The sequence below is a fragment of the Leucobacter sp. WKLB1 genome (assembly GCF_059696215.1).
In genome coordinates, this window is record NZ_AP046115.1 from 312,776 (window position 1) to 335,650 (window position 22,875).

Here is a 22,875-nt window from a genome sequence, read left to right on the forward strand (position 1 = left end):
TTCGGGTGAAAAGGCGGGTGAATTGTTCATGTTTGTGCATATTGGAGGCCCTCGCGTTGGTTAGCTGGGTGAGTTTGCGGCTCGCGCGTGGGTGCGTGTGAGCCGCTGGGCGCACCGAAACTCGTGTTCGCGCCCGATCGTCGGAGATCAGGCGCGCAGACGTGCGCGCGGGGGAGTGAACAACGCATCATGGTGGAAGTCGCAGCCGCACCGAAACGCAATCGATTCGCAACGCTCATTGCGGGCATCGTCACGGGCGCGGTGGTTGCGGGATCCCTCGTCGCCGTCGGGGTCGGCGCGAATCAGGCTGCTGCGGCGGAGTGGGCGCCGACGGTCGAGGTGCAGAGCACCGGCACCGGTGGCAAAGGCTTCATTCTCGCAGGAGAAGACGCCAGCTTCCGTGTCAATGTGTCGAACCCGGCGAACGGAGGCGGCGGCAAGCAGTTCAACCTGGGGGTGTCGGCGCTACTGCCGCTTTCCGTGTCGTACGTGAGTGGCACTGCGGCGCCCACGAAGATCTACCGGGCGCTTGAGGAAGTGCCGAACGAGACGCGCACCGCGCCGGTGACGGCCGAGAGCTGCGCGGCGAGCGGCCTCATTCCCGCCTCGACGCTGACCCCTCCGGGCAAGGCCAACCGCTGCGCAGTACCGGAGGGCCAGCAGCTGTGGGTGTGGTCGAACATCAACGATCTGCCCGAGGGCGGTACCGTGCCGCTCGACGTCACGGTGCGCCCCGATGCCGGGACCTACCCGGTCGGCAGCACGATCAACTTTGCCGCGACCGCCTACACAAGCAACGATCCCTCGCGGCTGCCCACGTTCGACGGATCGACGAGCAAGGCAGTCGCTGCGACGCACACCTCGAAGCCCGGCACCGATGCCGGGTTCACGCAGCCCGACGTACGAGCGATTCGCGTGAGCAAATCGGAGCCCAGCCCCGAAGACGAACTGCTGCGCGGTGTGCACTCGCACCCCACGGTGTACACGATCAAGATCGAGAACACCGGCCAGGCTCCGACCGAAGACGTGACCGTCGTCGACTACCTGCCTGCAGGGCTCGAGTTTCTCGGTACCGCAGGCGGCGACAACTCCGCGCCCGGCACAGGCGAGTACCTCGTGGACGGGCAGCCGCTGCGCATGGGCGCTCAGCCACAGTTGGCTTCGCCCGAGGCATCGCGCGTCGAAACCGTGCAGCTCGGGGCAGCCGAGGCGGCCCAGCTCGGCCTCGCCGGCGCGGGCGTCTACACCAAGGTCACCTGGGTGCTCGGGGCGCTGTCGGGCGGCAGCGCGCAGGTGCTGCCGACGACGGCGGCGACGGCCGGCGTGAGCGAGTTGAAATACTACGCCGCTGTGCCGCTGTTCGAGAACGCACTCTGGCAGGGAACTGCGCCCGCCGCCGAATCCGGTCTGCAGGGGGCGAACCTTGACAACAACACCGGGCCCTCGACGCGACACGGCTCGGAGCGCGGCTCGGCGCCCGCCAATGCGCAGGCTTTGGTGAACGCCGCGACGGCCTCGGGTGCCTTCACCGGCCCGGTGCTCGACGAAAATGACGCCCTGCGCACGACCAGCGACTCGGATACGGAATCGGTTGATGCGGTCGATCTGCACGTGATCAAGAGCGTGCAGGAGGACGCCTTCAAGACGGGCGCGCTCGCCGAATACACGTTGAACGTGCGCACGAGCGAGTACGTCGACGCCGATGACATCCGTCTGACCGATGTCATTCCGAACGGTCTTTGCCCCGCCTTCCCGGCGCAGCAGACGCAGCCCAAGCTCAGCGTCACGACGAACGGCGCGACAGCGCCCTACACCGATGCGGCCGAGTGGAGCCAGATTGTCACGCCCGGTTCAGCGTGCAACTACCCCAATACCGAGACCGGGGCGAACGTCAGCGACGCGACGGTCGAGTCGATCGACTTCAACGCGAGCACTGGCGCATTCACGGTCGTTTTCGCGGTCGCAGAGATGACGGCGAACGACCACGCCGAGGTGCGCTACACCCTGATGCAGCGCCCGAACTACACCGGGAGCAAGGGCAGCACGAGTTCGGGTGACCGGCTGACGAACCGGGTGTCGATCACCGGAACCACGACGTCAACCGCCGATATTGAGGCGACGCCAGGGCTGCCGGCGAAGGTGGGCGCCAAGCGCTATCCGCTCGACGACTCGAGCGCCACCATCTCGTCAAACTTCTCGCAGCTCGTGAAAGAGGTGCTCGACCGCGGCAAGACGATCGCAAACGCCCAGCCTGCGAATTGGAATGCGACTGCGCAGACCCCGTTCTCGCCCGGCGACCACGTTTGGTACCGCATTCAGGTGCCCTTCGCAGAAGGCATCGATACGCGCAACCCGGTGCTCGACGACTACCTGCCTGAGGGCGTCACGTTCGTCGGGGCGACATACGCTTACTCCGGTATCACGGGAGTTGCTGATACAGAGACGCCCGTCGATCGTTCTGCGCCGGGATTCCCCACCGCGTATATTCCCGAGCCGACGGTGTCTGGCAGCAGTCTCAGCTGGGAACTCGGCGAGCGCCGCGGCGACTACCGTTTCATGCCGCTCGACAGCACTCTGACGGTCTACCTCGAAGGCGTGGTGCAGCAGCAGTCCGCATCAGCCGATGACGTCGACAGCCCCGCAAACCATGCCAAGTATCAGCAGGTGAACGTCGACGGCGACCTCACCTTCTTGCGCGACGACGCGACCGTCACCCTCGATTGGGGTGCGACGCTGCAGAAGAACGTGAAGTCGATCGGCGATGGCGCATCGCGCACCTTCGGGCAGGAGGGACCCGCCGCCGGCGAGATCGTGCGCCAGGGCGACGCGGTGACGTATCGCATCGATGTGACCGCGCCGCAGAACACCACCGACGAATACGTGATCTGGGACGTGCTACCGAAGGGCGTGCGCGCCGCCGATATTTCTGCGTTCACCGCGGCGACCTACGACGGTGCTGCGGCGAGCTCGGGCACGGGTGAGACGCCGCTCGCTTCGGGCGACTTCACCGCCATTGCGACGGACAGTCCGGCCGGCTCGCCGCAGCTGAGCGCGGCCTACGCCGGGCGATCCGTCATTGTCTGGAAGATCTCGAAGAGCATTGCCGGATCGACCGCTGCCGCGGGCTCGACGCCGGGGGTCACGCGCGGGTTCACCGTGGGCTACACGCTCACCGTGCCTGCCGGATCGGCCGATGGCGGGGACGCCGCGCAGGTCACGCAGAGCTTCGAGAACACGGCAGGCATCGTCAGCTACGGAATCCCGAACCCGGGCACGGAGGGGGCGACGACGGTCGTGCCGCAGCGCGAGGGCGGCGGACAGCAGCTCACTGATCGCGCGCCGGATACGGACGCCGGCGAGATCGGTTTCGACGATACCGACACGTTCGATTCCGCAGAGGTTCACTTGCCCGATGTCTCGGTCACGAAGAAACTCGTCTCGACCGAGATAGCCGGCAGCGGCACCACGCCGACCGACGCGAACAACGGTGCCGGGTCGATCGTGCAGGGCGAGTACGCGACCTTCGAATACGCGGTGACGATTCCGGCGAAGACGACCGTGGCGAACGCGACTCTTTCGGACCGCGGCGTGCTCACCAACGCGTCGGGCCAGAACGTCGATACGCACTACCGGGCCGGAAGCGCGCGCTTCTTCGGCCCCGGCAATACGAGCGAGACGGCGGATTCCTGCGGCAGCGGAACACTCGCCGGCTTCACCTGCGATGATGACGCGCGTGCCACACTCGCATTCCCGGCGAGCTACACGAACGCGACGAACGCCGACCAGACGTTCCGAGTCCAGGCGACGTACTGGGTCGGTCAGACGAACCCCGGTCAGCTCACCAACCGTGCCACGTTTGCCACCGACAACCCGAACGGTGGAGCGCAGATCACGCACGCTGCCAACGCCACCGTCGACTCTGTCACTCCCGCGCTCTCGGTGACGAAGACCTCTGATGCGACGGGGCCGGTGGCCGCGGACGCTCTGGTCACCTACAAGATCGTGGTGGGAACCGGGGCGTCGTCGCCGAAGAGCTACGACAACGTGGTGCACGACGACGTTCCCGAGGGGCTGCACGTGGTCGCGGGCTCGTTCCGCGTCAATGGGGACCCGATCGCTGACGACGCGGTCTCTGTTGCGGCCGGAGCTCTCGCCGGAGATGGCGGGCGGATCACCTGGACGCACGAGCAGATCCCCGCGCTCGCCGAGGTGCGACCCGCAGTCGAATTGACCTATCAGGCCACCATCGATCCCGCTGCCGGTGCCGGTCAGGAATACGTCAATACCGCCGCAGTTGCGGGAGCGACGCTGCCCGCTGCGATCCAGCCCAATGAGGAGCGCAGTGGCGACCTTTCGGCGCAGACCACCGCAACGATCAAGGCCGACACCGCCGGCGTGACCAAGCGCGTGCGCTCGGCGGGTTCGACCGCGTTCTCGGAGAGCATCAGCGCACCCGTTGGCACGACAGCGGAGTACGAGGTGCGCGTCGAGCTGAAGCGGAAGATCAACTACTACAGCGTGCGTATCGATGACTCGGGTTTGAAGACCAGCCAGCCGATTACCGGCGCTCAGGTCTCGATCGAGTCGGGCAGCACCTCGACCGACGACACCGCCAACTGGTCGCTGCAGACCACGGGTGCGGATTCGCGCTCATGGACCTACACTGCGAACGGCGGCACGATCGCGAGCAGCACGAGCGCGCGCACGCTCGTGCTGCGCTACAACGTCGTCGTCACGAAGGACATGGTCGCGAGCAATGCGGTCGCGAACACGGCGAATTTCCGTTGGAAGGCGAGCACCGCGCAAAACGCCATTCTGCAGAACCTCGACGATGACGCGAACGTCAGCATTCTGCGACCGACCCTGGGCCTCACGAAGGGTGTGCGCATCGCAGGAACAACTGGTTCGTATGCGACCTCCGTGAATGCGGATGTGGATCAACGCCTCGAGTACCGGGTCCGCGCCACGAACGCGAACAGCGCCTCGAGCAGTGCGGCGTACAACGCGACGTTCACCGACCAGCTGCCGGCCGGCATCGTGCTCGACACGTCGTCGTTCACGCTCGACGGAGTCGCTGCGCCGGCGGGGGCCGTGCAGGTCGACGGGCGCACGATCACGTGGACGATTGCCGGCCCGCTGCAGCCGGGCGCGACCTCGACGCTGGGGTACCAGGCAACGCTCGCCGCATCGGCGCAGCTGACGGCCTCAGCGCAGCAGAACACGGCGAAGATCTCGGAGTACTTCTCGTACACGACCCCTGAGGCCGAACGCTTCACGTCGACGTCTCAGGCGCAGGCGAATGTCACGCCGAAGTTCCCGAAGATCGCGCTCACCAAGGCGGCCGCGGCGAGCCCCGCGAACGCGTATGCCGGTGAGCCCTTCGAATGGGTGGTCACCGCGACGAACACGGGCAACGGAAATGCCCAGCGCATCACGCTCTCGGACGCGCTGCCGAAGAACTGGGAGTTCGACCGGGTGATCAGCGTGACGGGAGCGACTGCCGCGACGCAGCCGTCGGCCGGCGCTACCGGCACCATCGAGTGGACGTTCGGCGCCGATGCGGTGAGCGGTGCGCCCGCTGCAGTGCTGGCTCCGGGCGCGAAAATCGAAATCCACTACACGGCGATTCCGAAGGACCCCGAGGCGATTTCCGACCCCGGCACCGCGCGTGCGCACACCAACACGGTCAGCGCCAGCGTGACCGACCGCCGCGGCGAGACCCGGAACCAGACGGCGACCTACGCCGGCGATCCGAAGTCTGCAGACGCGCGCATCGGCGAAGCCGACCTGGTGCTTGAGAAGGATGCGATCGGGGGCGTCACCGAGAGTGGAGCTGCGCAGTTCGCTGCCGAAGCTGGAGCGTGGATCCCGGGTGCGAGTGCCTCGACCGCGTACGCGCAGCCGCAGTGGCGCATCACGGTGAAGAATGCCGGCACGAGTGACGGCTACGGCCCCTTCGTGATCTCCGATACGGTGACGCAACCGGCCGGTGTGACGACGGGCGCGTTCACCGCTCGGTACTACTCCGGAAGTACTGACGTGGTCGGTACCCCGTTGGCGGTCGCGACCGACGGCGCGGGAAAGCTGACGGTGGGAACACGCTCGACGTTCCTCAAGACCGGATCGGCCGATCGGATCGTGCTGACCGCGAATGTGGACATTGCTGCGACTGCGACCGCGACGGCGGATCAGCTCGCGAACACGGCGACCGTCACGGGCCGCACGTACGAGAACCCGTCGAACCTCGGCAACAACACGGATGACGCGAGCCGAGAGCTCACGCCCGTGGCCGATCTCGCCATCGCCAAGACGGTGAATTCGTCGACCGTTGTCGTCGGCTCCCCGGTGACCTGGGGCATCACGGTGCGCAACAATGGGCCGTCGGTCTCCGCCGCGACGACTGGCGCACCGATCACGATCACGGACACAGTGCCCGAGGGCGTGACGGGAGTGACCGCGACGAGCACGAGCGACTGGACTGTCTCGCTCGCCGATGGCAGTCCGCTGCCGGAGGGCGGGGTCGATCCGGGCACCGAGCTGACCTGGACCTACACCGGAGCGACGCTGCCCCTCGGCGCATCCTCGCAGGTGACGCTGACGGGAACGATCCTCACCGCGCACACCGGTGAACTCGTGAACGCCGCGACCGTGCACCCGGGCGCGACGCCCGAGCCCGCGAACGCAACCGCGAATAACAGCGCGGAGGTCAGCGTCACCCCCGACGACAGCACCACGCTCGCCGTGACCAAGACGCGAGTCGTGAATGATGACGGCGACTGGCGCCCGGCCACCGAGAGCGAGCCCTACGTGCCCGGCTCTCCCGTGAGCTACCTGGTGCGCATCGCGAACCACGGACCGGCCGACGCTCGCAACGTGCACGCCGTCGATCAGCGGCCTGCGGGCCTGACCTACGCGAGCCACGAAGGGCTCGACGAGACCGCCTGGACCGACGCGCACGACTCGAGCACCGACACCTTCACGCTCAACGGCACCCAGGCGCCCGGCACGACGGTCGGCTTCGTCGTGACGTACGACACGGCGTCGACATCGATCAACGGCGCACAGATCACGAATACCGTGACGGCGCACGCCGATAACTCGACGAACGACCCCGATGCGAGCAGTGTCAGCGACGCCGAGCGCAACGCCGATCTCTCGATCGCGAAGTCGCACGTGCTCGCCGACGGTGCAACTGCGGCGGCAGCCGGTTCCACGTTCGCCTACGTGCTCACCGTGACGAACGAGGGGCCGAGCGACGCCTCGGCCGAGATCGACGTGGTCGACGAGCTGCCCGTGGGTCTGAGCTATGCCGGTGGCGCGCAACTCGCCTTCGGCGGCGCGACGACGGCATTCGAACCGACTGTGGACGGCCAGACGTTGTCGTGGAGGAACCTCACCTCGAACGCCGATCTGCCGAACTCGGGGACCGCGATCATCACCTTCTCGGTGACCGCCGACCCGACGCTCGATGCGCAGTCGCTCGTGAATACGGCGAGCGTGCAGAGCGACGACGACACCGACCCGGGCAATGACGTCGCCACCGATACCGTCGACATCGTGCGCGAGGCCACGATGCGCATCGAGAAGCGCGCAGCTGCCGAGACCGGTATCGCCGGTGGCGAGATGCAGTACGAGCTCACCGTCACGAACGATGGCCCCTCTGCCGCTCCGGCGATGATCGCCGATGCGCTGCCGTCGGGCATGTCGCTCGTCTCGATCTCCGGCGATGGCTGGGATTGCAGCGCATCGAACGCCGGGTCGCAGAGCGCCCAGTGCGAATACACCGATGCCAATGGTCTGCTCGCGGTCGGATCGCCCACGGTCGTCACCGTGACGGCGGCGATCGCACCGACCGTGCTCGACGGCACCGAACTGGTGAACACCGCAACGGTGACCTGGAGCGACACCGCGGGCTCGCATTCCGACGACGACGAGGCAGCGGTCACGGTGCGCGCCGAGGCCGATCTCGGTCTCGAAAAGGTCGTCATCGACGGGGCCGGCGGCGAGATCGTCGACCCGGGTACCGGGGTGGCCGGCACCTCGGTCTGGTTCCGGTTGCAGGCTCACAACTACGGCGCGAGTGATGCTGCGGGGCCGGTCGTCGTAACCGACACGCTGCCATTGGGGCTGACGGTGCCCGCGTCGCTCACGCAGGCGGGCGAGTGGCAGGTCTCGGCGACGGAGGCAGACCCCGCCACCCCGCAGATCGTGACGTTCACGCTCGCATCGGGCCTCGCCGCCGACACCGCTGGCGATCCAGACCGCGGCGTGGCTCCGGTCATCGAGTTCGAGGCGCAGCTCGCCTCGACGCTCTCGGGCACGATCACGAATACTGCCGTGGTGGCTTCGGCCACCGCGGAGCCCGTGGACGACCCCCATTCGAACGAGGCCTCGGCCGACATCGCGCTCGTGCGCACTGCGGAACTCGGATTCGAGAAATCGCACGTCGCCACGGAGAGCGACGCGTACCGCATCGGCGACGAGGTCACCTTCGTGTTCGACGCGACCAACGACGGCCCCTCGGCAGTCAACGGTGTGACGCTGACGGACACGCTGCCCGCCGGTCTCAACTATGTCGATGGCACGCTGTCGGGCGACGGCTGGGCGTTTGACTCGGCGACGGAGCACGCAGACGGTTCCACGACTGTTGTGGCCTCGTACACGGGTACCGTGCTCCCCGGTGAAGCTGTACCGACCGCGCGCCTGACGGCAACCGTCACCGTGGCGATCGGCACCGCTGATGAGGTGACGAACTCGGCTCAGGTCGTACCCGACACCGACGATCCGCGCGCTGCGGAAGACGATGACCGGGTGACGGTCGTGCCGCTCGCCGACCTGCAGGTGCGCAAGTCGGTGGAGAATACGATCCTCGACGAGGCGGTCAGCGCCGGTAAGCCACTGACGTGGATCATCGCGCCGCGCAACGCCGGACCATCGGTATCGCTGAACTCGTCGGCCGACCCGATCACGCTCATCGACCGTCTGCCTGCGGGCATTCACGGTGTCGCCGATCCGTCGACCGAACTCTGGACCGCCACCGTGACGCGAGCCGGTGCCCCCTCGACGTTCCCGGCGCGCGCCGGAGATGTCGTGACCTGGACACTGGACCCGGGCGTCTCGGAGTTCCCGGTCGGCACCGATGCACTCGCCGACCCGACGCTCACCCGATTCGATATTCGCATCGCGGGCGACATCGACGCGGGCTGGACCAGCGGCGACATCACCAACTCGGTCGATATCGCGGCCGGAAAGACGGTCGATCCCGATCAGCCGAACAACGTCGATCAGGTGACGGTCGCGCCCGGTGACGACACGTCGCTGCGCGTCGATAAAACGCGCGTCGTGCGCGTCGACGGTGCGTGGGTGACGGCGGTCGATCAGGATCCCGTTCCCGTCTTCCAGCCAGGCGACGACGTGAGCTACCGCGTCACCGTGGTGAATGACGGGCCCGCGGACGCCCGCGACGTGACCGTCGTGGATGAAGTGCCCGAGGGGCTGAGCTACCGCTCCCACGAGTCCGAGGGCGTGAGCGACTGGGCGCGCACGGCGGGCGGCACGAGCAGTGTCGGCACCCGACCCGACTGGGACACGTTCTCGCTGAGCGGCTCGCAGCAGGTGGGCGCGGATTCGGCGCGATCCTTCGTGGTCACCTATCGCACCGATCCGGCCATGCCGAACGGCGACTCGTTCACCAACTCCGTGGAGGCGACGGCGACCAACTGGGTCGTCGGCGACGGCGATCCGGGTCGTGCACGCGACGACGATCACATCGCGTCGAAGCGCAGCGCTGATCTCGAGATCACGAAGACGCACGTCGTACCCGAATCGGGGGCCGCGATCGCGGGCGAGACGGTGACGTACGAGCTGGTCGTCGAGAATCACGGTCCGAGCGTCTCAAGCCCGTCGATCGACATCAGCGACGTGCTGCCTGAAGGCCTGAGCTACGTCGCGGACTCGTCGACGATCTCGATCGACGACTCCGAACCGGTGCCATTCGCACCCGTCGCCGACGGCCGCGGACTCATCTGGGTGAACACGACCGCTGATGCGACCCTCGCGCCCGATGCAAAGATCGTCGTGCGTTTCGACGCGCTGATCGATGCGTCCTACGAGCAGGGCGCGTCGGCGGTGAATACGGCGACCGTCGCCGGCCCCGACGACCACAACCCGTTGAACGACATCGATACCGATGCCGTGGACGTTGCCGGCTCAGCCGATCTCGCGCTCACCAAGCGCGTGCAGACGTCGGTCGACGACATTTCGGCGGGCAAGACGGTGACCTGGATCATCGAACCCCGCAATCTCGGACCGTCGATCTCGGTGAGCTCTGACACGACGCCCATCACTGTGACCGACACGCTGCCTGCAGGAATCCGTGCACTCGCTTCGGATCCGTCGAACGACCTCTGGCGCGCGACATTGTCGAACGTCGGAGGCTGGAGCGCCGCGACCGCGGGTGACACGGTGACGTGGACGTATCTCGGCGCGTCGATCCTCGTGGGAGCGACGCCGGATATCGAGTTGACGGCGGTCGTCGATCCGGCGTGGGTCAGTGGCACGATCACAAATACGGCCGCGGTCGACGCGGGCGGCACCCCCGACCCGAACACTGAGAACAACCAGAACGGGGTGCAGATCACCTCGCCCGGCGACGCGACCGCCATTTCGCTCGCGAAGCACCGCGTCGTGCAGCAGAACGGCGTCTGGATCGGAGCCACGGAGACCGATCGCGTCGTTCCCGGCACGGAGGTCTCGTATCGCTTTACCGCGCTGAACGAGGGGCCGGCCGATGCCCGTGCCGTGCGGGTCGTCGACCGTGTGCCGGCCGGGCTGACCTACCAGTCGTTCGTCAGCGAGACCGGAGAGTGGTCACGCACCGCGGGTGGGGCCGATGCGACGGGCGCGACGAACGCGGCGTGGGACACGTTCGAGCTCTCGGGCACCCAGCAGGTCGGCCAGGAGCACGCACGCTCATTCGTCGTCACGTACACGACGGATCCCGCCCTTGACGTCACCCAGCCGCTGGTGAACACGGCTGAGGCGACCGCTGAGAACGCCGTGGATCCGGCCGAGGCAGTCGATTCGAGCGATCAGTCGGCAAGCGCCGACCTGTCGATCGTGAAGACGAGCGATCAGGATCGCGTGAACGCCGGGGGCACGATCGCCTACCGTCTGCTCGTCTCCAACGAGGGCCCGAGCATCTCACGCGGCCCCATCGACATCGTGGACTCGCTGCCGACCGGCCTGCACTACGTGCCTGGCAGCGCGCGGGTTGCCGTGGCGTCTGGCGACGTGCAGTCGACTGAACCGCGCATTGAAGCCGTGTCGGGCGCCGAGCGGTTGACTTGGACGCCGGTCGCCGGCGGGGCGAGCCTCGCCGTGGACGACACCATTGCGGTCGACCTGCAGGTGCGCGTGGACGACACGCTTTTCTCGGCCCAGGGCGTCACGAATGTCGCATCGGTGCGTTCGGGCGACGACGCGAACCCGGCGAACAACGTCGCCGACGCGACCGTGGTCATCGACCCCGTTGCGACGCTCGTGGTTGAGAAGTCCGCGGTGGGCGACTTCCAGGTCGGCGGAACGGGCGAGTACCGAATCACCGTCGAGAACCAGGGCCCCACTGCGGACCCAGGCCCGATCGCGGTGATCGATCAACTGCCCGATGGGCTGCGGTTCGCTTCGTCGCCCTCTGACGGGGTCTCCGTCGACGGACAGCGCGTTGCCTGGACGATCGAGCACGGGTTGCAAGTGGGCGAGCGCGCGGAGTTCACGCTGTTCGTCCACGTGGATCAGGGGGCCTATCCATCGGTGACGAACTCGGTCACGGTATCGAGTCAGACCACGCAGACAGATGGAGCTCAGCTGACCGACGACGCCACCGTTGAGGTGCGTGCCGCTGACGGGCTGGCGACGACGGGAGGCAACGCGGCTCCCCTGGCCGCGCTGGCAGCCCTGCTCCTCCTGGTCGGTGGAGCGGGCGCCCTGATGCTCGCTCGCCGCCGTCGTGATCGAGCCGGCACTGAGGGGGCGACCGCTTAGTCGTCAGACTCTCGGCCGCGGAGCCGATCGATCTCGCGCCGTTCGCGCTTGGTCGGTCGGCCCGCGCCGCGATCGCGGATGATGTCGGCCGGGCGCTCGACGCGGGGAGGTGGTGGCGGAGTGAGATCTTCGAAGTGCTTCGCCGCTTCGGCAGCGCTGCCCCGGCGCACCGGCAGGCCAGTTGCACGGTAGATCGTGTCGAACCCGTGCTGGCGCACACGCACCTCGTCGCCGATGCGCACCGGTTGGGCCGCCTTCGCGGTCACGCCGTTGACACGGACGTGACCGGCGCGGCACGCCGTCGTCGCTTGACTGCGGGTCTTCGCGAGGCGCACGCCCCAGACCCAGGTGTCTACCCGTACGCTCTCGCCCGCCATAGACTCGATCGTAGTCGGCGCCGTCGGGGTGCCGAGCGAGATCGAGGGGCTATGGAGTACGAGACGATCGTCACGGCTGTGGATGCCGAGCAGGAGATCTCGCGCTCCCGATTTCTTGTGCGCCTCGAGCGCGTGGCCGATGAGGCGGCCGCCCGTGCGGTCATCGCACGGGTGCGCGCTGAGCATCCGCGTGCCCGCCACCATTGCTCGGCGTTCGTGCTCGGGCCGGACGGGCGGGTGCAGCGCTCGAACGACGATGGCGAGCCCAGCGGTACGGCGGGAGCGCCGATGCTCGACGCGCTGGTCTCGGCGGGTCTCAGTGATGTCGTCGCTGTCGTCACCCGCTACTTCGGCGGGGTGCTGCTGGGCGCAGGCGGGCTGACGCGCGCGTATCGTTCGAGCGTTGCGAGCGCCACGCAGCGGGCGCGACGTCAGCCGCGCGGCTTGCGGCGATCCGTCACGGTGCACTGCGCCTATGACATCGCGCCGCAGATCGAGGCCGAGGCTCGACGGCGAGGCTACGGGATCGGCGCGGCAGAGTACACCGATCGAGTTGCGCAGCGCTTCGCTCTCGCTGAGGACGAGGTGTCGGGACTGGCCGCGTTGGCCGCCGAGGTGAGTGCCGGTTCCGCCGAGCTCGAGACGGGCGCCGCCGAGTACGTCGACCTGGATCGCGCGGTCGGCGCTGTGCAATAGGTGCGGGCGCGCTTCGAAGCACGCACCGGCACGAAAAAGCCCCCGGTAGCCTGGGGGACAGGTCCGGGGGCGTGCCTCCCGCATGGTAGGGGAAGTACCGTTGCGGGAGATGGTTTGAACTCGGGGGAACGAATCTTCAACCACTGAAGAGCTTATGCGGGAGTTTCTGACCGTGGGTGTGATTCACCTCGGATTCACCCGAGGATTCACCCGCTGGCGAGACTGAGTCCAGGAATTCATGCGCGCGGACCTCGAGCTCGAGTTGTCGGAGGGGCGCGATACGCTTTCGGGGTGGACTACTGGGCAGAAATCGTCGGTCAGCCCGATGCCGTGCGCATGCTCGATGCGGCATCGGCACCCGACGCGGCTCCGGCGCACGCCTGGCTGATCACGGGCCCTCCAGGATCGGGGCGATCAAACCTCGCCTTTCGGTTCGCCGCCGCGCTCATCGCTCGCGGTCACGACCGCGATGCCGTGTTCGAGCAGGTGCGTGCGCGAACCCACCCCGATCTGGGGGTGCTCACCACGCAGAAGCTGCTCATCGATATCAAGGCGGCTCGAGACATCGTCACGACGGCGCACTACTCGCCCGCCGAGGGGCGCTACCGGGTGATCGTGATCGAAGATGCCGACCGCATGCCCGAGCGCACGTCGAATGTGCTGCTGAAGGCACTCGAAGAGCCGCCCGAGCGCACCATCTGGGTGCTGTGCGCACCGAGCGAGGCTGATCTGCTCCCCACGATCCGGTCTCGGGCGCGCTCGCTGCGCCTGGTCACGCCAAGCCCGACCGACATTGCGCGCCTGCTGCATGAGCGCGACGGCATTGACGCTGAGGCGGCGGAGCGCGCGGCGCGGCTCGCGCAGAGCCACATCGGCATGGCGCGCCGGCTCGCGAGTGATACCGAAGCGATGCAGCGCCGCGAACGCACGATTGAGATCGCACTCGGCATCCAGACGCTCGGTGACGCCATGCGCGCCGCCGCCGCACTCGTGAAAGTGGCTGAGGCCGACGCGGCCGCGATCACCGAGGAGCTCGATGCGCGTGAGCGCGACGAGGCGATGCGCGGCCTCGGCCTGGCCCCGGGGGCGGCGATTCCTCCGCAGATGCGGTCCCAGATCCGCGCACTCGAAGAGGACCAGAAGCGGCGCGCCACGCGCAGTCTGCGCGACGGGATCGACCGTATTCTGACCGACTTGCTCTCGCTGTTTCGCGATGTGCTGCTGATCGCGCTCGATGCTGAGCCAGAACTCGTGAACCGCGAGCGCGAGGCGGCGATCCGCGAACTCGCGGCCCGCTGGGGGGCAGAGTGCGCGCTCGCGGTGGTCGCAGCCGTCGAGTCGGCGCGCGAGCGGCTGAAGCGCGGCATCACACCTGGTCTGGTGCTCGAGGCCCTGTTCGCGCTGCAGAGCACGGCAGATTCGCGCGTGCTCGAGGGCGCACGATGAGTGCGCGACGACGCCAGGGGCGCGCCGGATGGGCGATCGCTGCGGTGGCCGTGACTGCTGCGGCGGCGCTGACGCTCAGCGGGTGTGCGCCGATCAGTGCCCTGATTCAGGGCGCTCTGCAGCGCACGCCCCAAGTGCCGCCGATACCTGAGCGCACAGTCGCGGGGTTCGGCGCGCAGCAACCCGAATGGGTGGCGTGCCAGAACGGCTTGCAGTGCGCCGTGGTCAACGCGCCGCTCGACTGGACCGACCCCGCCGGCGAGACCATCACGCTCAGCCTGGTAAAGCAGCCGGCGCTCGGCGGTTCGGCGCTCGGTTCGCTCTTCGTGAACCCCGGGGGGCCGGGTGCCTCGGGTGTCGAGTACCTGTCGGGTGGTGTCGGCGGCGCAGTGCAGAACGACGTGCAGCAGCAGTACGACGTGATCGCCTGGGATCCGCGCGGAGTGGGTCAGTCGAGTCCCGTGACGTGCCTCGATTCCCAGGGCATGGACGACTATCTTTTCGGTGACGAGGACGCCGAAATGAAGGTCGGGAGCGACGAGTGGATTGCGGCCATGACGCAACGCAGTTCCGAATTCGGTCAGGCCTGCCTGCAGCGCACCGGCGACCTCCTGGGCCACGTGAGTACGGCAGAGACCGTGCAAGACCTCGACATGCTCCGCGCGATCGTGGGCGACCCGAAGCTCAACTACCTCGGTTACTCCTACGGCACCTACATCGGGGCAAGGTATGCGGATGCCTACCCCGAACGCGTCGGCAGGCTCGTGCTCGACGGGGCGATGGACCCGTCGACCAGCATCGGTGATGTCGTACGCGAGCAGACACGGGGCTTCGAGCAGGCGTTGCGCGCGTACACGACGGATTGTCTGACACGCGACGACTGCCCGCTTGACGGCCCGGTCGACGTCGGCATGGCACAGATCAGCGCGCTCCTCGACCGAGTCGAAGCCACCCCGCTGCGCGGGTCGGACGGCCGCGAGTTTTCGGTGTCCACGATGATCACCGCGATCATCACCCCGCTCTATTCGCAGAGCAACTGGGGCTACCTCGATCAACTGTTCTCCTCGGTGGCCGAGGGCAACGCCGACATCGGGCTGTCGCTCGCAGATTTCTACTACGACCGGGAGAACGGAGAGTACCTCTCCAACTCGACGGAGGCGTTCTCAGCGATCAACTGCCTCGACTACCCCGCGGGCGATATCGACCCCGAGGTGATGCGCGCAGAAGCGGCGGAGCTGAACGAAATCGCGCCGACGATCGGGCGGTACCAGGGGTACGGCGACCTCTTCTGCGCCGCGTGGCCTGAAGCACCGGCAGCGGAACGCGGGCCCGTCGAAGCGGCGGGCGCCGACCCGATTCTGGTCGTTGGCACGACGGGTGACCCAGCGACGCCCTACCGCTGGGCGGAGTCGCTGGCAGATCAGCTCGACAGCGGAGTACTCGTCACGTTCAATGGCGAGGGCCACACGGCATACGGCAACAACTCCTGCATCAACCAAGTGATCGACGACTACTTCCTCACCGGGGCGACCCCGAGCTCAGATCCGCAGTGCCGATGACCGGTGACAACGTGCGCGAGCTGACCGTCGATGTGCAAACGGTGGCCCACATCGTGCTAAAGTGATCTCTCGTGTGCGAGAGAGATTTCGCACCGCGCCGACTTAGCTCAGGGGTAGAGCAGTTCCCTCGTAAAGAACAGGTCCCGGGTTCAAATCCCGGAGTCGGCTCCGCTGGAAACACAGGCCGTCCGCCCGATTGGGTGGGCGGCCTGTTCTGTTTTGCGAGCGCATCTCCGACGGCTTCGGAAGGAGGCCCGCGGGTTGAATGCCCAGGGTCAGGCCCATGAGGTGAACGGACACCGTCTATGAACTGCCCCCTCGCCCGGGTGTGGAAACGAGGGGGCAGGGTGTCTCATCTGTGCGAATCGACGCGTGCCGAACCTCGACGGTGTATGGGGTACACAAGGACGATCGAGGCCGGACGAGAGTCGATACTGCCATGGTTCGCCAGATTGTGGAAGACACAATAATTAACCCAAGCGGTGAATTGTTTTCTAGATTGCACAACTTGTGACATACTTCTGGGTATGGGGTACATTGCACACGGAAACCGTGAATACGAATTCGAGGACCGCACTCTGGCCCACCTCAAAGTGGTGATCGGCCAGAAGCTCAGCAGGAGAGAGTCGTTCTTTCTCAGCTGGTCACTCCCCATTGCGAAGGGGAGCGGCCGCTATGAGCTCTGGATTTCAGAACACTCACCGATCGCATTTCGTTTCTCTGGCGGGAAACAGCCTGAACTCAACCAAGACTGGCTCCGAGCGCTCCTCGCAATCTCGCACAGTTCACGCGGGCTCGTCGTCCTCACCGAGATGGACGCCCTGAAGTGGGCGAAGCGCAATCCCGTCTTGGCGGCATAGGGGGCCATCATGGGCAATATCGTCGAAAGCCCTGACGTTCGCAAGCTGCGCCGGCGTCTGCGCGCCGCGTGGGATTACGAACTGGTACACCACCCGTTTGCAAGCGGTGACTTCGAGAACCCGTACGGAACCGATGAGCCATCTTTCGATGAACTCATTCAGCCCCGCCTTCCCGAGTTCGACTCCGCAAGCGAACGGCCGGTGAGGTACGCCGACCGGCTATTCGCGGGGGCCTGACGAAAGAACTATCAGTCGCAGCGTGCTCAGTCAACCACTGGTCAGAACTTTCTCCACTGCCAGTCTGAGCCCTATGGGGTACTTGATACACGGTAATCATGAGTATGCGTTCGAGGATCGGCTGCTCGCGCATCTGAAGACCGTCATCGGTCAGAAACTGCTGAAGCAGGAAGGGTTTTTCCTGAGCTGGACGAAGACTGCGGATGAAGGAAGCGGCCGAGTGTCGGTGTGGCTGTCGCCGCACGTCACCGTAGCCTTTCGGCTCGGCGGCGACCGGATCGAACTGAATCCCGTATGGATTCGCGCGCTTGCGGCGCTCTCGCACACGCAGCGCGGTCTGGTCGTCGTCAGCGAGGAGGAGGCCGAGAAGTACGCGAAGCGCGCGCCCGACCTGATCTAGGTGTACTGACCCGGATCGTTGTTGACATAAGAGAAGCCCCCGGTGTCGAGTTGGAGCTGTCTAGTTCTACATCTCGAACCACGGAGGCTTCTCATGTCCCACGCTAACGCCCGACTGGCTCCCGCGGGCCGTTTGATCATGATTCAGCGCATCCAGTCCGGGCGTGCGGTCGCGCATGTCGCCGCTGAGATGGGGGTCTCTCGCACGACTGCGTGGCGGTGGTGGCGCCGATTCCGTGAGTTGGGGATCGTGGGCTTGAAAGATCGATCCAGCGTCGCGCACACGCATCCCAACCGCACCAATGCGTGCGCGGAGACTCGTGTGCGGATCATGCGTGAGTTGACCCGCCGCGGCCCGGTCTTCATTGCGGGCAAGCTCGGCATGCACGCCTCGACGGTCGGACGGGTGCTGCGCCGCCACCGGGAACCATTGCTGCGCGATATCGATCCCGTCACGGGAACTCGGATCCGCGCAGAACGACGATCCGCGAACCGATACGAGCACGATCATCCAGGCTCGTTGATCCATATCGATGTCAAGAAACTCGGCCGCATCCCCGACGGTGGCGGTTGGCGGCTACACGGTCGTCGCGAACGACCGAACCGGAAACGGGGACACGGGTACGACTATGTCCATACCGTGATCGATGATCATTCGCGTGTCGCGTACGCCGAGATCCACGATGATGAGAAAGGTGTTACCGCGGCTGGGGTCTTGGAGCGTGCGATCGCGTTCTATGCGTTGCTTGGGGTGCGGGTCGAGCGTGTCATCAGCGATAACGCTTTCGCATACCGGCACTCCGCAGTGTTTCGTGGTGTTCTTGACGCTCACAACATCGCGCAACGGTTCATTCGTCCGCATTGCCCGTGGACGAATGGGAAAGTCGAACGCTTGAATCGCACACTCGCGACGGAGTGGGCGTACGCGCGGCCGTGGGCGTCGAACGAGGATCGCCGGGCAGGGTTGACTGCCTGGCTCGATTATTACAACCTGGACAGGCCCCATCTCGGTATCGGGGGCCAATCTCCGATCGATCGCGTCAACAACGGTCGAGGTCAGTACATCTAGGCGCGGTGCGCGAATCAGCGAGGGAGGCGCTACTGCGCCGTGAGTTCGCGCGAGATCTCTTCGGAGGCGAGCTGCGACTCGGCGACCAGCGCGGCATCTCCCGGGCGATCCGGGTCGAGCCAGTCGTCGTGGAACTCGCGCGGCAGCACGAGCGGCATACGCGGCCACACGTCGGCGGCCTCACCCACGGCGTTGCGCGTGACCATCGAGTACGAGAGGAGCTCGGAGCCGTCATCAAGGGTGACGGTCGAGGTCAGTGCGGCGATGCCGAATGCCTCATCTCCGGGCAGACGGAAGCGGCCCTGCTTCTCCACGTACCAGGTGGCGGGCAGGATCGCCCGGTGCTGGAACGGGCGCTTCCATGAGCGCAACAGCTTGTCGTCACGCGAGTTGAATGCGGAGAACTTCACAGGCCCACTCGCGTCGAGCCAAAGCCACCACCAGGCGAGTTGCACCGAGCGCTCGCCAGCGGCATCGGCGCGGATCACCGGATTGAGATTGCGCGCGTTCTTCCCGGTGATCTTCGCGCCGGTCGACCGCTGCGCGATCCAGGCATCGATCAGCGCTGCGTTCTCGGGCTCGCTCAGCGGATCGAGGTCGAGGGGAAGCGACCCGCTGAGTCCATATGACGCGCACATGTGGTCAGGCTACGCCTCAAGACGTCGCTTAGCCTAGAAGCTATGAGTGCTTCGACGGCAGTTCTCCCGACGAAACCCGGAAAGCAGCCTCGCGTCGCCTTCTGGGACAACGCGCGGTTCTCGCTGATCGTGCTCGTGGTCATCGGCCACATGATCTCGACGGTGCGGGGCGATACCCCGCTCGCTTACGGCATCTACACCTACATCTACCTCTTCCACATGCCCGCGATGATCCTGCTGAGTGGGTATTTCTCGCGCGCGAACGCGTCGACGAAGACGGTGCGATCGACGGTGCAGCTCGTGGTGCTCTGGATCATGTGGGAGGCGATCTGGGCGGCCATCGGCTTCGTGGCCTGGGACAGCACGCCGGGTGAATCATTCCTCGTCTCACCGTCGTGGACGCTGTGGTTCTTGGTCACACTGGTGACGATGCGCATCATCTTGCCCTACATCTCACAACTGCGTCATCCGCTGCTGTGGTCGATCGGCCTCGCGCTCGTGGGCGGTGCGATCCCAGTGATCAACTCCGATTTCTCGGCCGCACGCACGCTCACGTTTCTCCCGTTCTTCGTCGCCGGCTGGCTTGCCCGAGAGCGCGGCTGGCTCGACGGGGACTGGTTTGCCAGGCCCGCACGATGGGTACGCGCGGCGTCGTGGGCGCTGCTCGGAGCCGTGGCGGCCGCACTCGCACTGATCCCGGGGTTGCAATCGTTCTGGGGCGTCGACGATTGGCTCACCTGGCGAGACGGGTACGCCTGGAAATTCGAGAACGCCCCCATCGGCGACTGGGAGCCGCACCTCTGGATCGAGACGACGCTCGGAGGCATTGCTGTCGCTGCCGGCCTGCTGGCACTTGCCGCTGCGATGACGTTCGCGCTGCTCGGAGTGACTTCCCGGCGCAAACGCTTCACGACGGCGTGGGGTGCGCGCACCCTATCGGTGTACCTGCTGCACGGCCCCGCGGTCTGGGGGCTGCGGCAACTCGGCGTGATCGACGCCATCGGCTCGCTCGGGGAAGCCGGCATCGCGATCCTCATCGTCATGTCGATCGCCCTCGCAGCGCTGCTCGCACTCGCCCCGGTCGAACGCCTGTTCTCGTGGGTACTGACTCCGAACATCGATTGGATGCTGAAGTGGCGCGACGAGAGTGAGCGCCAGAACCGCAGAATCAAGGGGGACTGACCGGCGCAGAACCGGTAAGCTCAGCATCAGCTATGGATGACCTGAGCGAGAGGGATCTGGCATGGTGCAGGCACGATCTGCCTCGCAGTCGGGTGAGCCGCTGCGGCGGCAGCGCTTCCGAGTTCGCCGGGGTGTGCTCGTGGCGTTACTGGCCGCGGGTACCGCGACGCTGGTCGGCTGCGCGTCGATTCCCGTCGATCATGCATGGCAGCCGCCGCAGTGGCAGAATCGCGCAACGGGTGCGGTGACGGTCGAGTCGACTGCCGCCACCGCAGCTTCGTCTGATACGGCTCCAGTCGCGACCGAGGGTGCGCTCTCTCTGCACGACACCGTCGGGCCGGGGGCGATATCGGGGCGCATCCGCAACGACGGCATCCACCTGCAGGCGCGATATATCGAGATCGCCGGTGCCGCCGCCTTCAACGCTCGCGTGCGCGGGCTGCTCACCGAGGCGACCTACGTTCCCGAGGTGTTCCCCGCCACCGCGGGCCTGGGAGATCGCGGCTGCATCGCCGGCGCGCTCACCTGGCCGGCCGCGCAGGTGCTCTCCGACGAGCGCACCGGCCCCGCGGGCGGCACGGGAACTGCCGTCGTCTGCGAAATCACATCGGCGTTCGACTCCGTGGTCGGCGTTTCGTTCCGCACGGTCGCGGGCACGCCGACCGGCGTGACTGCCGATCGCACGCGCACCTTCTTCATCGATGTCGCCACCGACACGCTCACCGAGAGCGCGGCGATGTGGGAGCCGGCAGCGGCGGCCGATTTGTGGACGCGTGTTGCGGAGAGCGTGCGCCGTGACGCCGGAGCGCTGAGCGCCGCGCCGCTCGCCGAACCCGATGCCGCGCAGCTCGAGCTTGCACAGCGAGCGCTCGAGACAGCGGGGCACACCCCCGAAGGCGGGGCGACTTTCGTGGTGCCCGCGGGCCTCACCTCACCCGAACTGGAGCAATTGGGCGTCGAACCCACGACCGACCCCATTCCGGTGACCGTCGATGCCGAAGTGCTCGACGCGTGGGATAGCGACACCGCTGAGTCATTGTTCGCCAAGCGCGGCACCCCGTTCTCGGGACTGCCCGAGTGGCGAGCCGATCTTCCGGTCGACTGCGCGCTCGTCGCCTGCGTCGCCGTCACTTATGACGACGGCCCGTCATCGCACACCCAGCAGCTGCTCGACAGTCTGCGCGCCGAGCGCGCACCGGCGACGTTCTACATGCTCGGACCGGCAGCGCAGCAGCAGCCGGCTCTCGTGCGCGCCGCTGCCGCCACCGGCTTCGAGATCGGCAGCCACACGATGACCCACACCGACCTGACCACGTTGAAGCCCCGCGCCGCGCGCGCGGAAGTGCGCGACGCCGAACGCATTCTGAGCGACCTCGTGGGGGCGCCGGTGCGCACCTACCGTCCGCCCTATGGTGCGGTGAACGACGCGGTGCTGCGAGCGGTGAACCAGCCTGCGATCCTCTGGACCATCGACACGCTCGACTGGAAGGACCCGGGGGTCGACGAACTCGTTGCCCGGTCGGTCGATGTGGCGAAGCCCGGGGACATCATCCTCTTCCACGACACGCACGGCGACAGCGTCGAGGCGGTCGGGCCGGTGATGCGCGGGCTGCGCGATCGCGGGCTGACCCCGGTGACGGTGAGCACGATGTTCGGCGATTCGCTGCCGAACGGCAAGGTGTTCGGACGATGAGCGCAGCACCGTCGACGCCGCCGAAGCCCGAGCCGCAACGCGCGCGACGCTGGCCTCGCGCGCTGCTGCTCTCAGCCCTCGCGTTCGTCGTCGTGCTCGTCGGCTACGGAGCCACGCTCGCCCCGGCGCACGTCGCACACCTGCAGGAGCGCGTCGCCGACGGATCGGAATCGATCGGTCTTGGGGGCGACGCCGCGCTGATTGCGCCCGAGGGATGGGTCGTGCGGCCGCTCGTGCGCGAACTCATCTCGTGGCCGCCGCTGCCCCCGCTGCTCGACTGGTCGGTCGTGTTCGGCGCGCAGACCGGCGTCGTACTCACCTCGCCCGACGGGGTGCTGTCGGTGGAGATCTCTGACAGCTCGACTTGGAATCGTGCGGGGGCCGTAGAGGAGTTCGGTGTAGCTCGACTGAAAGAGTCAGGAGAGATCGCCGATTTTGACATGGTGAGCGAACGGTTGGCCTCCGGCGCAGCACTGCTCCACCTTGACGGCGACCGGGCCGTATTCGGAACGCTCATGCTCAACCAGGACTCAGCGCAAGGGCCTGCGGTCGGCTTCCTCGCCCGAACGAACGGCGCGGACATTGACCGGTACCGGCCAGCGCTGAGCGAGCTGCTCGAGCGGGTGCCGCTCGCAGACTGAGCCGGAGCCGGAGCCGGAGCCGGAGCCGGAGCCGCA

Annotated in this window: 13 protein-coding genes and 1 tRNA gene; 12 read left to right on the forward strand and 2 right to left on the reverse strand. The window is 66.8% G+C overall.

The genetic code is table 11. The annotated features are described in order from the left end of the window. Positions 1-189: 189 nt before the first annotated feature. Positions 190-12,042, forward strand: coding sequence for an isopeptide-forming domain-containing fimbrial protein (locus tag ACZF5Y_RS01570; protein WP_497534078.1), 11,853 nt, complete (start codon positions 190-192; stop codon positions 12,040-12,042). Here the strand turns inward: ACZF5Y_RS01570 and ACZF5Y_RS01575 are convergent. Further along, entirely contained in the window at positions 12,039-12,419 is a 381-nt protein-coding gene (locus ACZF5Y_RS01575; protein WP_497534079.1) for an RNA-binding S4 domain-containing protein, read from the reverse strand. The two genes, ACZF5Y_RS01570 and ACZF5Y_RS01575, sit on opposite strands and share 4 nt — an antisense overlap. A gap of 51 nt (positions 12,420-12,470) precedes the next feature. Here ACZF5Y_RS01575 and ACZF5Y_RS01580 point away from each other — a divergent pair, with 51 nt between their 5' ends. From ACZF5Y_RS01580 to ACZF5Y_RS01615, 8 genes are all read left to right on the forward strand, one after another. Further along, on the forward strand, positions 12,471-13,115 hold the full coding sequence (locus ACZF5Y_RS01580; RefSeq protein WP_497534081.1) for a YigZ family protein: 645 nt from the start codon (positions 12,471-12,473) through the stop codon (positions 13,113-13,115). A gap of 291 nt (positions 13,116-13,406) precedes the next feature. Beyond that, complete coding sequence (locus tag ACZF5Y_RS01585; RefSeq protein ID WP_497534082.1) at positions 13,407-14,561, forward strand: DNA polymerase III subunit delta'; 1,155 nt, start codon at positions 13,407-13,409, stop codon at positions 14,559-14,561. Further along, complete coding sequence (locus tag ACZF5Y_RS01590; RefSeq protein WP_497534083.1) at positions 14,558-16,120, forward strand: alpha/beta hydrolase; 1,563 nt, start codon at positions 14,558-14,560, stop codon at positions 16,118-16,120. Before ACZF5Y_RS01585 ends, ACZF5Y_RS01590 begins: the two co-directional genes overlap by 4 nt. A 96-nt stretch (positions 16,121-16,216) precedes the next feature. Next, positions 16,217-16,288, forward strand: a tRNA-Thr gene (locus ACZF5Y_RS01595). A gap of 359 nt (positions 16,289-16,647) precedes the next feature. Further along, a complete protein-coding gene (locus ACZF5Y_RS01600; protein WP_497534084.1) occupies positions 16,648-16,980 on the forward strand; it encodes a DUF7882 family protein in 333 nt (110 codons plus the stop codon). Between the two features lie 9 nt (positions 16,981-16,989). Continuing rightward, positions 16,990-17,217: a hypothetical protein gene (locus tag ACZF5Y_RS01605; protein WP_497534085.1), complete on the forward strand. Its 228-nt coding sequence runs from the start codon at positions 16,990-16,992 to the stop codon at positions 17,215-17,217. 73 nt (positions 17,218-17,290) lie between these two features. Further along, positions 17,291-17,617 carry a DUF7882 family protein gene (locus tag ACZF5Y_RS01610; RefSeq protein ID WP_053351263.1) on the forward strand — a complete coding sequence of 109 codons (327 nt, stop codon included), beginning with the start codon at positions 17,291-17,293 and terminating at the stop codon, positions 17,615-17,617. Between the two features lie 93 nt (positions 17,618-17,710). Continuing rightward, entirely contained in the window at positions 17,711-18,685 is a 975-nt protein-coding gene (locus ACZF5Y_RS01615) for an IS481 family transposase (protein WP_497534087.1), read from the forward strand. Positions 18,686-18,714: 29 nt separating this feature from the next. On the opposite strand, the gene ACZF5Y_RS01620 is transcribed toward ACZF5Y_RS01615, so the two are convergent. Further along, positions 18,715-19,323, reverse strand: coding sequence for an SOS response-associated peptidase family protein (locus ACZF5Y_RS01620; RefSeq protein WP_497534088.1), 609 nt, complete (start codon positions 19,321-19,323; stop codon positions 18,715-18,717). Between the two features lie 42 nt (positions 19,324-19,365). On the opposite strand from ACZF5Y_RS01620, the gene ACZF5Y_RS01625 reads away from it, so the two are divergent. The 3 genes from ACZF5Y_RS01625 to ACZF5Y_RS01635 all read left to right on the forward strand — a co-directional run bounded on the left by ACZF5Y_RS01625 (position 19,366) and on the right by ACZF5Y_RS01635 (position 22,839). After that, complete coding sequence (locus tag ACZF5Y_RS01625) at positions 19,366-20,505, forward strand: acyltransferase family protein (RefSeq protein ID WP_497534090.1); 1,140 nt, start codon at positions 19,366-19,368, stop codon at positions 20,503-20,505. Between the two features lie 61 nt (positions 20,506-20,566). Continuing rightward, positions 20,567-22,198, forward strand: coding sequence for a polysaccharide deacetylase family protein (locus ACZF5Y_RS01630; RefSeq protein ID WP_497534091.1), 1,632 nt, complete (start codon positions 20,567-20,569; stop codon positions 22,196-22,198). After that, positions 22,195-22,839, forward strand: a complete 645-nt coding sequence (locus ACZF5Y_RS01635) for a hypothetical protein (protein ID WP_497534092.1) — start codon at positions 22,195-22,197, stop codon at positions 22,837-22,839. Before ACZF5Y_RS01630 ends, ACZF5Y_RS01635 begins: the two co-directional genes overlap by 4 nt. Positions 22,840-22,875: the final 36 nt, after the last annotated feature.